Source organism: Burkholderia sp. CCA53 (genome assembly GCF_001685525.1).
Classification (GTDB): domain Bacteria; phylum Pseudomonadota; class Gammaproteobacteria; order Burkholderiales; family Burkholderiaceae; genus Burkholderia; species Burkholderia multivorans.
The window spans coordinates 1587653-1599601 of the sequence record NZ_BDDJ01000001.1; the positions used below are offsets into that span (position 1 = coordinate 1587653).

The window sequence follows — 11949 nt, forward strand, 5'->3', positions numbered from 1 at the left end:
TCGGCGAAATACCGATGAAAATCTTTGAAACCCTTGTCGTTATTGGGTTTGCGCTGCGCTATCATAGCAACGCCGTACCGCGGGGTGGCCGCCGGCGTAGCCGGTAGGCGCGTCGCGCGGGCCAGGATTCGGCGCTGTGCCGTCAGAGTCTGACTCTCGACGGCACGGTTCGCGCACGTATAATCGGCGCGTTCGCGCTGTTCGTGTCAACCTAACCTGAAAAAGGAACCTTAATGAACAAACAGGAACTGATCGACGCCGTCGCCGCCCAAACGGGCGCCAGCAAGGCTCAAACCGGCGAAACGCTGGACACGCTGCTCGAAGTCATCAAGAAAGCCGTGTCGAAGGGTGATGCGGTTCAGCTGATCGGCTTCGGCAGCTTCGGTTCGGGCAAGCGCGCAGCACGTACGGGCCGCAACCCGAAGACGGGCGAAACCATCAAGATCCCGGCAGCCAAGACGGTCAAGTTCACGGCTGGCAAGGCGTTCAAGGACGCCGTCAACAAGCGTTAATCCAGCGCCTGTTCGAAAAAAACCCGCCTTTCGGCGGGTTTTTTGTTGGGCGCGCGCGGCATTTTTGCCACAGTCCGTCACACCTTTACAAGATTTTACGGTTCGTCGATCGCTGTTACGGGCGCACGATCTGCGCGTCGCCGGGGTCTTCGTCGTCGTGCGCGTCGACGTCCCATGCGGGGAACGGGTCGTCGAACGCGGCCCATCCGGCCGCGCCGAGCGCGAATTCCGCATCGGTCAGCAGGCAGGCGTCGAGCTTCGCGCGCCATGCGTCGGCGTCGAGCGCGATGCCGATCAGCACGAGTTCCTGACGGCGATCGCCGATCGAGCGGTCGTCGAAATCGCCTTCCCATTCAGTGCGAATTTCGGCGAGCAGTTCGTCGTCGTCCGGCCATTCCGCGCGATCCTGCGCGGCCCACCAGAGCCCCGCCGGACCGTGCCGGCACACGCCGCCCGCCTGCGACAGCGAGCCGGCGATGTCGTTGCGCGTCGCGAGCCAGAAGAAGCCCTTGCTGCGCAGCACGCCCGGCCATTGCTGATGGAGCAGCGCCCAGAGTCGCGCCGGATGAAACGGCCGGCGCGCGCGGTAAACGAAATTCGCGATGCCGAATTCGTCCGCTTCGCCGTGCACGTGCGCATGATGATGCGCGTCGCAGTCGGGATCGTCGCAGTACGCATGATCGCGATCGAGCGACGCGAGCCAGCCGGGCGCATTCGCCGCTTCGTCGAAATCGAAGCGGCCGGTGTTCAGCACCGCGTCGAGCGGCACGTTGCCGAACGTCGACACGACCTGATGCGCGCGCGGATTGAGCCGCGCGAGAATGTGCTGCAGCCGCGCGAGTTCGTCCGCGCTGACGAGGTCGGCCTTGTTGATCACGAGCACGTCGCAGAATTCGATCTGCTCGATCAGCAGCTCGACGAGCGTGCGATCGTCGTCTTCGGAGGCGGCGATGCCGCGCGTCGCGAGTGCATCGTCCGAGCCGTAGTCGCGCAGGAAATTGAATGCGTCGACGACCGTGACGAGCGTGTCGAGCCGTGCGGTGTCGCCGAGCGACGTGCCGTCGTCGTCGACGAACGTGAAGGTCTCGGCGATCGGCATCGGCTCCGCGATACCGGTCGATTCGATCACGATCGCGTCGAAGCGGCCTTCCGCCGCGAGCTGGCGGATCTCGACGAGCAGATCGTCGCGCAGCGTGCAGCAGATGCAGCCGTTCGACATCTCGACGAGCCGTTCCTCGACATGCGACAGCGCCTGCGCGTCGCGCACGATCGACGCGTCGATGTTGACCGCCGCGAGGTCGTTGACGATCACGGCGACTTTCAGGCCCGCGCGGTTCGCGAGGATATGGTTGAGCAGCGTGGTCTTGCCGGCGCCGAGGAAGCCGGACAGCACGGTGACGGGCAACGGCTGTTTCATTGCGGTACGCACCAACGGAAAAGTGAAAAAGCGGCCGCGGCGCCGCTGCGCGGCACGAGCGGCCGGGCCGTTCGCACGCGCGAAGCCGCAGCGTAAGCCCGCATTGTGCATCAAACGCGCGCGCGACGGCCGGGGCGCGATCGGCCCCGCGTGCGGCGCACCGCTATTGCGGCGGCAGCAGTTTCCACTGCGCGAGGATCGCCGCGATCTGCCGCGCGTACTTGTCGCGCAGTGCCGGCGTTTCCGAATGATAGGCGCCGACGGCCTGCCACGTGTTGCCGTAGCGGTTCATTTTCTGCCGCAGATGCCACGCGGCGATATAGACGTTCTTGCACGGCTCCATCAGCGTGTCGCGATCGATGCCGTAGCGCGACAGCGTCGACAGATGGACCGAATTGATCTGCATGAGCCCGTAATCGACGGACCCGTTCGTGTTCTTGTTCAGTGCGCTCGGACGGTTGCGCGACTCCTGCCAGGCGATCGCACGCAGGATCAGCGGATTGACCTTCTGGTAGCGGGCAGCCTCGTCGAAACAATCGGCATGCGCGTTCGCGCTGGCGAACCACGCGCCGGCGGCGATCCACACGAGCGAAGCGAACCGTCTTTTCATGGGGCGAAAGCGGAAAGAAAATGCGCGGGGTCGGGAAAACCCGTGCCCGTCATTCGTGCGACGAGAAACGCGCCGCCCGTATCATACCGGCAGTTCGTGACTGTGCGACAGCCCGGCATGACGGCTATCGCGTGCCGGCCGGACGCCTCTCCGGATCGCCGGCCGGCGACAGCCGACGCGATGCGCGTGCGACCTTACATATCGCATACGGGCCGCCGGGCGCCTGTCGTATGTGAGACAGTCCTCGGATCAATGTGATATTTCGGACATGAAAAACTGCTAATGTCGCCTTTTTCGGATTTGGATCCCAGCACTACCGCCGGAAGTGGCCTGAGCCGGCATCGCCCCATTCATCCATGACAAGAAATCGCTTCGTTATGCGGCGCGTCGCCACGACGCTGATCATCGCCGGCATCATCGGTTCGCAGGCTGCCTACGCTCAGGTCACGCTCAATTTCGTCAATGCGGATATCGACCAGGTCGCGAAGGCGATCGGCGCCGCCACCGGCAAGACCATCATCGTCGACCCGCGCGTCAAGGGGCAGCTGAACCTCGTCGCCGAACGCTCGGTGCCCGAAGATCAGGCGCTGAAGACGCTGCAGTCCGCGCTGCGCATGCAGGGCTTCGCGCTCGTACAGGATCACGGCGTGCTGAAGGTCGTGCCCGAAGCCGACGCGAAACTGCAGGGCGTGCCGACCTACGTCGGCAACGTGCCGCGCGCACGCGGCGACCAGGTCATCACGCAGGTGTTCGAACTGCACAACGAATCGGCGAACAACCTGCTGCCGGTGCTGCGGCCGCTGATCTCGCCGAACAACACCGTGACCGCGTATCCGGCAAACAACTCGATCGTCGTTACCGACTATGCGGACAACGTGCGCCGCATCGCGCAGATCATCGCGGGCGTCGACAGCGCCGCGGGCGCGCAGGTGCAGGTCGTGCCGCTGCGCAACGCGAACGCGATCGACCTCGCGTCGCAGCTGCAGAAGATGCTCGACCCCGGCGCGATCGGCAACAGCGACGCGACGCTGAAGGTCTCGGTCACGGCCGATCCGCGCACCAACTCGCTGCTGCTGCGCGCCTCGAATGCGTCGCGGCTCGCGGCCGCGAAGCGGCTCGTGCAACAGCTCGACGCGCCGAGCGCGGTGCCCGGCAACATGCACGTCGTACCGCTGCGCAACGCGGATGCGGTGAAGCTCGCGAAGACGCTGCGCGGCATGCTGGGCAAGGGCGGCAACGACACCGGCTCGTCCGCATCGTCGAACGACGCGAACAGCTTCAACCAGAACGGCTCGTCCTCGAGCGGCAACTTCTCGACCGGCACGGCCGGCACGCCGCCGCTGCCGTCCGGCGGGCTCGGCGGGACGTCTTCGTCGTCGTACGGCAGCGGCGCGTCGGGCAGTGGCGGCCTCGGCAATGCGGGGCTGCTCGGCGGCGACAAGGACAAGAACGACGACAACCAGCCGGGCGGGATGATCCAGGCCGATGCGGCGACCAACTCGCTGATCATCACCGCGTCCGATCCCGTGTACCGGAACCTGCGCGCGGTGATCGACCAGCTCGACAAGCGTCGCGCGCAGGTCTATATCGAAGCGCTGATCGTCGAACTGAATTCGACGACGGCCGGCCAGCTCGGGATCCAGTGGCAGGTCGCGAGCGGCGCGCTGCTCGCCGGCACGAACCTCGCGGCGACGGCCGGCAGCGTCGCCGGCAACAGCATCATCAACCTGACGACGGGCTCGGTGAACAGCAGCACGGGCACCGCCACCGGCGTCGGGCTGCCCGCCAATCTCGCGAACCTGAACCAGGGCCTCAACATCGGCTGGCTGCACAACATGTTCGGCGTGCAGGGCCTCGGCGCGCTGCTGCAGTACTTCGCGGGTGTGAGCGACGCGAACGTGCTGTCGACGCCGAACCTGATCACGCTCGACAACGAGGAAGCGAAGATCGTCGTCGGCGAGAACGTGCCGATTCCGACCGGCTCGTATTCGAACCTGACGAGCGGCACGACGAGCAACGCGTTCAACACCTACGATCGCCGCGACGTCGGCCTGACGCTGCACGTGAAGCCGCAGATCACCGACGGCGGGATCCTGAAGCTGCAGCTCTACACCGAAGATTCCGCGGTCGACACCGCGACGACGAACGCGCAGACGGGCCCGTCGTTCACGAAGCGCTCGATCCAGTCGACGATTCTCGCGGACAACGGCGAAGTGATCGTGCTCGGCGGCCTGATGCAGGACGCGTACAACGTGTCCAACAGCAAGGTGCCGCTGCTCGGCGACATCCCGTGGATCGGCCAGCTGTTCCGCTCCGAAAGCAAGCAGCGCAAGAAGACCAACCTGATGGTGTTCCTGCGCCCGGTGATCATCGCCGATCGCGATACGGCGCAGGCCGTCACCTCGAACCGCTACGACTACATCCAGGGCGTGACGGGCGCGTACAAGTCGGACAACAACGTGATCCGCGACAAGGACGACCCCGTCGTGCCGCCGATGCCGCTCGGCCCGAGCCAGGGCGGCACGGCCGCGGGCAACCTGTTCGATCTCGACAAGATGCGTCGCCAGCAGATGCAGCGCCAGATCGCGCCGCCGGCGGCCGCCGAGCAGGCGCCCGCGCAATCGCAGGGCGTGCCGGCGCAGACGGTGCCGCAGCAGCCGCTGACCGCGCCGGGAGCGTCGCAGTGAGCGACCTGCTGTCCTCCGCCCACGACGGCGCGCCCGGCGAACGGCAGCCGCCCTCGCCGCTCGCCGCGCGGCTGCTGCCGTACGGCTTCGCGAAGAACGGCCAGGTGCTGATCGCGCATCAGCTCGACGACACGCTCGAGGTATGGATCAGCGATCGCACGAACGACGCCGCTTTGGCCGAGATCGCACGCAATTTCGGCTCGATCGTCGTGCAGCGTGTGCCGGCCGACGAGCTCGCGCAGGCGATCAACCACGCGTATGCGCGGCAGGACGGCAGCGCCGCGCAGATCGTCGGCGAGGTGGAAGGCGAAGTCGATCTGTCGCGGCTGATGCAGGACATCCCGGAAGTCGAGGATCTGCTCGAATCGGAGGACGACGCGCCGATCATCCGGATGATCAACGCGCTGCTCACGCAGGCCGCGCGCGAACAGGCGTCGGACATCCATATCGAACCGTTCGAGAACGCGTCGGTCGTGCGCTTTCGCGTCGACGGCACGCTGCGCGACGTCGTGCGGCCGAAGAAGGCGCTGCACGGCGCGCTGATCTCGCGCATCAAGATCATGGCGCAGCTCGACATCGCGGAAAAACGTCTGCCGCAGGACGGCCGCATCACGCTGCGCGTCGGCGGCCGGCCGGTCGACGTGCGCGTGTCGACGCTGCCGACCGGCCACGGCGAACGCGCGGTGCTGCGTCTGCTCGAGAAGGACGCGCAGCGGCTGAACCTCGAAGCGCTCGGGATGGGCCGCGACACGCTCGTGCAGTTCGACAAGCTGATCTCGCGTCCGCACGGCATCGTGCTCGTGACCGGGCCGACCGGCTCCGGGAAGACGACGACGCTGTACGCGTCGATGTCGCGGCTCGAAACCGCGACGACCAACATCATGACCGTCGAGGATCCGATCGAATACGACCTGTCGGGCATCGGCCAGACGCAGGTCAACGAGCGGATCGGGATGACGTTCGCGCGCGCGCTGCGCTCGATCCTGCGTCAGGACCCGGACGTGATCATGATCGGCGAAATCCGCGACCTCGAAACCGCGCAGATCGCGGTGCAGGCCTCGCTCACGGGCCACCTCGTACTCGCGACGCTGCACACGAACGATGCGGCGTCGGCCGTCACGCGTCTGACCGACATGGGCGTCGAGCCGTATTTGCTCGCGTCGTCGCTGCTCGGCGTGCTCGCGCAGCGGCTCGTGCGCCAGCTTTGTCCGGTCTGCAAGGAAGAGCGGCACGAGGACGGCCGCAGCGTGTGGCATCCGGTCGGCTGCGACAAGTGCGGGCATTCGGGCTACACGGGCCGGCGCGGCGTGTACGAGCTGCTGATCGTCGACGATGCGATTCGCACGCTGATTCACCGCAACGCGGCCGACGCGGAGATTCTCGCGGCCGGCCGCGCGCAGGGCATGCGCACGCTGCGCGACGACGCGGAGCGCTGGCTCGCGGCCGGTGCGACGTCGCTCGAGGAAGTGCTGCGCGTGACGGGAGGCGCATAGCGCGATGCCCGCATTCCGTTTCGAAGCGATCGATGCGGCCGGCCGCACGCAGAAGGGCGTGGTCGATGCCGACAGCGCGCGCGCCGCACGCGGACAGCTGCGCACGCAGGGGCTGACGCCGCTCGTCGTCGAACCGGCCGGAAGCGCGACGCGCGGCGCGCGTTCGCAGCGGCTCGCGCTCGGCCGCAAGCTGTCGCAGCGCGAGCAGGCGATCCTCACGCGCCAGCTCGCGAGCCTGCTGATCGCCGGCCTGCCGCTCGACGAAGCGCTCGGCGTGCTGACCGAGCAGTCCGAGCGCGACTACATCCGCGAACTGATGGCCGCGATCCGCGCGGAAGTGCTCGGCGGTCATTCGCTCGCGAACGCGCTGAGCCAGCATCCGCGCGATTTTCCGGAAATCTATCGCGCGCTGGTCTCGGCCGGCGAGCATACGGGCAAGCTCGGGATCGTGCTGTCGCGGCTCGCCGACTACATCGAGCAGCGCAACGCGCTGAAGCAGAAGATCCTGCTCGCGTTCACCTATCCGGCGATCGTCACGGTGATCGCGTTCGGGATCGTCACGTTCCTGCTGAGCTACGTGGTGCCGCAGGTCGTCAACGTGTTCGCGAGCACGAAGCAGCAGCTGCCGCTCCTGACGATCGTGATGATGGCGTTGTCCGGATTCGTGCGGCACTGGTGGTGGGCGATCCTGATCGCGGTCGCGCTCGTCGTGTGGTTCGTGAAGGCGACGCTGTCGCGCGCGGGGCCGCGGCTCGCATTCGATCGCTGGCTGCTGACCGCGCCGCTCGCGGGCAAGCTCGTGCGCGGCTACAACACGGTGCGCTTCGCAAGCACGCTCGGCATTCTGACCGCGGCCGGCGTGCCGATCCTGCGCGCGCTGCAGGCGGCCGGCGAGACGCTCAGCAACCGCGCGATGCGCGCGAACATCGACGACGCGATCGTGCGCGTGCGCGAAGGCTCGGCGCTGTCGCGCGCGCTGAATAACGTGAAGACGTTTCCGCCGGTGCTCGTGCATCTGATCCGCTCCGGCGAGGCGACCGGCGACGTGACGACGATGCTCGACCGTGCGGCCGACGGCGAAGCGCGCGAGCTCGAGCGCCGCACGATGTTTCTGACGAGCCTGCTCGAGCCGCTGCTGATTCTCGCGATGGGCGGGATCGTGCTCGTGATCGTGCTCGCGGTGATGCTGCCGATCATCGAGCTGAACAACATGGTGCAGTGACGGCGGCAGCGGCCGTCACCGCCGCGCTTCAGCGCATGTAGATCGCGGGGGACGGCGTGTTGGCCGGAAGCTGGATTTCCGCGCGCGCGCCGTTGCGTTCGACGACGATCGAGCGGTTGCGGACTTCGGCGAGCTTCGCGCCGGGCGTGAGTTCCGCGCCGAGCGACACCGCGCGCGGCGGTTCGCCGCCGACGCCGACGATCGCCGCGCCGCCGTGCTGCAGCGCGAGGATGCCGAACAGGTGGATGTCCTGCACGGGATTGCGTTCGAGCTGTCCGCCGAACAGCGCCGCGGCGTCCTCGGTGCGGATCGGCGGCCGCGCGGCGGCTGCGGGCAGCGGCGCTTCGCGGGCCGACAGCGTGACGACCCAGTACGTGGCCGTCGCGCACAGCGCCGCGAAGAGGGCGAGGGAAAGGATCCGGATCGAGAGCGCGTTCATGCGCGCTATTGTACGGATCTATGTGAAATTTGCGTTGAGTGAAAGCCCTCGACGATGCGCGCCTTACAATGCGTGCTCCGCTCCCGCGGGTCGTGGAAGGTGGCCGTCAGGCGATCGTCCGGATGCCACGGGCGCGTTGTTCAATCGACGATATTTTTTGGAAAGAGGTAGTCAGTCATGCAAACGTGGATCACTCGCCGCAATGGAGCCGTGCGCCGTCAGCGCGGTTTCACGCTGATCGAGATCATGGTGGTGGTCGCGATCCTCGGGATCCTTGCCGCGCTGATCGTGCCGAAGATCATGAGCCGCCCCGACGAGGCGCGCCGCATCGCCGCGAAGCAGGACATCGGCACCATCATGCAGGCGCTGAAGCTGTACCGTCTCGACAACGGCCGCTATCCGACGCAGGAACAGGGCCTGAACGCGCTGATCCAGAAGCCGTCCACCGATCCGATTCCGAACAACTGGAAGGACGGCGGCTATCTCGAACGGCTGCCGAACGATCCGTGGGGCAATCCGTACAAGTATCTGAACCCGGGCGTGCACGGCGAGATCGACGTGTTCAGCTACGGCGCCGACGGCAAGGAAGGCGGCGACGCCAACGATACCGATATCGGCTCGTGGCAGTAAGCCGCCGCCGACCGGTCCGATCCTTCTCTCCCGCGCTTCATGCTCGCACTTCGTACGACCCACCGCTGCGCCTGCCACGGCCGCCTGCGCCGCGCGGCGGCATCGCCCGTTCGGGCGTGTGCGGCGGGTGAGCCGGGATCTCGCCGCAGGCAAACGCGGGCGATCGGGCCGTGCGCGGCGAGCACCGCCTTCGGACGGCAGTGTACGCAGCATCGCCGTCGCGCCGCGCGCGGCTTCACGCTGCTCGAGATGCTCGTCGTGCTCGTGATCGCGGGCCTGCTGGTGTCGCTCGCGTCGCTGTCGCTGACGCGCAATCCGCGCACCGACCTGCGCGAGGAAGCACAGCGGCTCGCGCTGCTGTTCGAAACGGCCGGCGACGAAGCGCAGGTGCGCGCGCGGCCGATCGCGTGGCAACCGACCGCGCACGGTTTCCGTTTCGACGTCAGTTCGTCCGACGGCTGGCGCACGCTGCACGACGACCTGCTGCGCCCGCGCGACTGGGACGGCGGCGTGACGGGCGCGGACATCGACTACCCCGGTTCCGACACGCGCGCGAGCCGCGTCGTATTCGGCACCGAAAGCATCGACACGCCGGTGCGCGTGACGCTGCATTCGGCCGTCGGCAGCGCGACGATCGTGGGCACCGGCAACGGCCGCTACGAGGTGCAATGACGATGCGTGGTCGCATGCGCCGCCCTGCCCGCTCGCCGCGCATTGCCGGCGCCCTGCGCATGCGCGGCGCGGCGCGCGGCTTCACGATGATCGAGGTGCTGGTCGCGCTCGCGATCATCGCGGTTGCGCTCGCGGCATCGATTCGCGCGGTCGGCACGATGGCGACCGGCGCATCGGAACTGCATCGGCGGCTGCTCGCCGGCTGGAGCGCCGACAACGCGCTCGCGCAGCTGCGGCTCGCGCATGCGTGGCCGCAGATCGGCGAACAGAACTTCGACTGCTCGCAGGGCAACGTGCCGCTCGTATGCACGCAGCGCGTCAGCGCGACGCCGAATCCGGTGTTCCGGCGCGTCGAGGTGTCGGTCAGCATGCCGGGCCGCTCCGGCGTGCTCGCGCAGATGGTCACGGTGGTCGCGAATGAAACCAGCCGTTCGCTCTGACGCGCCGATGCCGCGCCCGTTCGCCCGCGCGGCCCGCGCACGCGGCTTCACGCTGATCGAGCTGATGATCGCGATCGCGATTCTCGCCGTCGTCGCCGTGCTCGCGTGGCGCGGGCTCGACCAGATCATGCGCGGCCGCGACAAGGTGGCGTCCGCGATGGAAGACGAACGCGTGTTCGCGCAGATGTTCGATCAGATGCGCATCGACGCGCGGCTCGCCGCGACCGACGACGAAGCCGGTCAGCCGGCGATCGGCGTGGCCGGCAACACGCTGCAGATCATTCGCGCACTCGACGTGCCGGGCGCCGCGCCGCGGCTGCAGGTCGTGCGCTACCGGATCGCCGGCGGGCGCGTCGTGCGCTATGCGTCGCCGCCGCTCGACGACGCGAACCGGCTGCACGCGCTCCTGAAGGACAGCAGCGTCGACGGCTGGAGCGCAGTCGCCCTGATGGGCGGCGTCGGTGCGATCGACGCGAAGCTCTACGTGCCGCGCGTCGGCTGGACGACCAGCGTGCAGGCGGCGAACGACGCGCTCGCGCAGAACAACGATGCGCTGAAGGTGCCGCAGATCGGCAACGCGCCGCCGCCGCGCGCGGTCACGGGGCTGCAGGTCAGCATCGGCGCGACGTCGCTGCGCGTGCCGATCACGCGCGTATTTCTCGTCGGGGAGTGACGCACGATGCGAACGCGCCCTCACCTTTCGATGCCGGAGCGCCGCGCTTGCCGACGCGCGCACGGCTTGCCGCGCGGCGAGCGCGGTGCGGCGATCATCACGGCGCTGCTGGTCGTCGCGCTGGCGGCGATTCTCGTGTCCGGCATGCTGTGGCGCCAGCAGGTGCAGGTGCGCCGCATCGAAAATCAGCGGATGCTCGCGCAGGCGCAGTGGGTCGCGCGCGGCGCACTCGACTGGACGCGGATGATCCTGCGCTCGGAAGGCGACACGGCGCCCGGCATCACGTATCTCGGCGGGATCTGGGCGGTGCCGATCGCGAAGACGAAGCTGTCGGATTTTCTCGGCCGGATCGGCGCGCCGAACCAGGGCGGCGACGACACCTATATCTCCGGCTCGATCGAGGATGCGCAGGCGAAGTTCAACCTGCGCAACCTGATCGCGTCGCCGGCGCCCGGCGTGCTGCAGCTGAACGTCGCGCAGCTCGCGGCGTTCCAGCGGCTGCTGACGACGCTCGGCTACGACGGCGCGTTCGCGAAGCGGATCGCGCTGCAGGTGCGCGCGGGGCTCATGCATTCGGCGACGCGCTTTCAGTTGCCGACGCTGCCCGGCGGCGGCATGGCGCCGACGGCGCCGGTGACGGGCGGCGACGCGCAGGGGGGCGGCTTCACCGACGAGCCGGGCCTCGCCGACGGCGAGCGCGGGCCCGCGCCGCTGACGATGACGAGCGTCGACAGCCTGCTCGACGTCGACGGCGTGACGCCCGAGATGGTCGCGCGGCTGCGCCCGTTCGTGACCGTGCTGCCGACCGCGACGCCCGTGAACATGAACACCGCGCCGGCCGAGGTGATTGCCGCGCTGGTGCCTGGCATGAGCGTGTCGTCCGCGCAGGCGCTCGTATCGCGCCGCGAAACCGTGTTTTTCCGCAACGTCGGCGACGTGCAGCTCGCGCTGCGCGGCGCGGGCGCGCCGGGCGTACAGCTCGATGCGAGCCTCATCGACGTCAATTCGAGCTACTTCGTCGTGCACGGCCGGATCCAGCACGATCGCGCGGAGGTCGATCGCATCTCGCTCGTGTATCGTGATCCGACCACGCACTCGACGCGGGTCGTGCGCATCCGCGATCAGCTATAACGACGCCATTCGGGAGAGGAGCC

General features: G+C 67.9%; 12 protein-coding genes. 9 read left to right on the top strand and 3 right to left on the bottom strand.

Going from position 1 to position 11949, the window contains the following annotated elements; all coding sequences use genetic code 11:
- Positions 1–233 precede the first annotated feature (233 nt).
- Positions 234–512: an HU family DNA-binding protein gene (locus BCR55_RS07400; RefSeq protein WP_006401505.1), complete on the top strand. Its 279-nt coding sequence runs from the start codon at positions 234–236 to the stop codon at positions 510–512.
- A 115-nt stretch (positions 513–627) separates the two neighbouring features.
- On the opposite strand, the gene BCR55_RS07405 is transcribed toward BCR55_RS07400, so the two are convergent.
- Positions 628–1941 carry a GTP-binding protein gene (locus tag BCR55_RS07405; protein WP_269147904.1) on the bottom strand — a complete coding sequence of 438 codons (1314 nt, stop codon included), beginning with the start codon at positions 1939–1941 and terminating at the stop codon, positions 628–630.
- Positions 1942–2092: 151 nt separating this feature from the next.
- Positions 2093–2539, bottom strand: a complete 447-nt coding sequence (locus BCR55_RS07410) for a lytic transglycosylase domain-containing protein (RefSeq protein ID WP_006401507.1) — start codon at positions 2537–2539, stop codon at positions 2093–2095.
- Between the two features lie 377 nt (positions 2540–2916).
- Between BCR55_RS07410 and gspD the strand changes: the two genes are divergently transcribed.
- Genes gspD through gspF form a run of 3 tightly spaced genes read left to right on the top strand, consistent with a single transcriptional unit; the run spans position 2917 to position 7941 of the window.
- Positions 2917–5226, top strand: a complete 2310-nt coding sequence (gene gspD, locus BCR55_RS07415; protein ID WP_065494394.1) for a type II secretion system secretin GspD — start codon at positions 2917–2919, stop codon at positions 5224–5226.
- On the top strand, positions 5223–6719 hold the full coding sequence (gspE, locus tag BCR55_RS07420; protein WP_006401510.1) for a type II secretion system ATPase GspE: 1497 nt from the start codon (positions 5223–5225) through the stop codon (positions 6717–6719). Before gspD ends, gspE begins: the two co-directional genes overlap by 4 nt.
- 4 nt (positions 6720–6723) lie before the next feature.
- Positions 6724–7941 (top strand): type II secretion system inner membrane protein GspF, encoded by a 1218-nt coding sequence (gene gspF, locus BCR55_RS07425; RefSeq protein WP_006401511.1) that lies wholly within the window; start codon positions 6724–6726, stop codon positions 7939–7941.
- A 28-nt stretch (positions 7942–7969) separates the two neighbouring features.
- Here gspF and BCR55_RS07430 read toward each other — a convergent pair whose 3' ends face one another.
- The gene (locus BCR55_RS07430; protein ID WP_006401512.1) at positions 7970–8380 is read right to left on the bottom strand and encodes a type II secretion system protein N; all 411 of its coding nucleotides are present in this window, start codon (positions 8378–8380) and stop codon (positions 7970–7972) included.
- Positions 8381–8557: 177 nt separating this feature from the next.
- On the opposite strand from BCR55_RS07430, the gene gspG reads away from it, so the two are divergent.
- Genes gspG through gspK form a run of 5 tightly spaced genes read left to right on the top strand, consistent with a single transcriptional unit; the run spans position 8558 to position 11926 of the window.
- Positions 8558–9010: a type II secretion system major pseudopilin GspG gene (gene gspG / locus BCR55_RS07435; RefSeq protein WP_035489561.1), complete on the top strand. Its 453-nt coding sequence runs from the start codon at positions 8558–8560 to the stop codon at positions 9008–9010.
- 39 nt (positions 9011–9049) lie between these two features.
- Positions 9050–9682, top strand: a complete 633-nt coding sequence (locus tag BCR55_RS07440; protein WP_083211778.1) for a GspH/FimT family pseudopilin — start codon at positions 9050–9052, stop codon at positions 9680–9682.
- Positions 9679–10122 (top strand): type II secretion system minor pseudopilin GspI, encoded by a 444-nt coding sequence (gene gspI, locus BCR55_RS07445; RefSeq protein WP_006415278.1) that lies wholly within the window; start codon positions 9679–9681, stop codon positions 10120–10122. Before BCR55_RS07440 ends, gspI begins: the two co-directional genes overlap by 4 nt.
- Positions 10100–10795, top strand: a complete 696-nt coding sequence (locus BCR55_RS07450; protein ID WP_088923770.1) for a type II secretion system protein J — start codon at positions 10100–10102, stop codon at positions 10793–10795. The genes gspI and BCR55_RS07450 overlap by 23 nt, the downstream gene beginning before the upstream one ends.
- Positions 10796–10801: 6 nt before the next feature.
- Positions 10802–11926: a type II secretion system minor pseudopilin GspK gene (gspK, locus tag BCR55_RS07455; RefSeq protein WP_065494395.1), complete on the top strand. Its 1125-nt coding sequence runs from the start codon at positions 10802–10804 to the stop codon at positions 11924–11926.
- Positions 11927–11949: the final 23 nt, after the last annotated feature.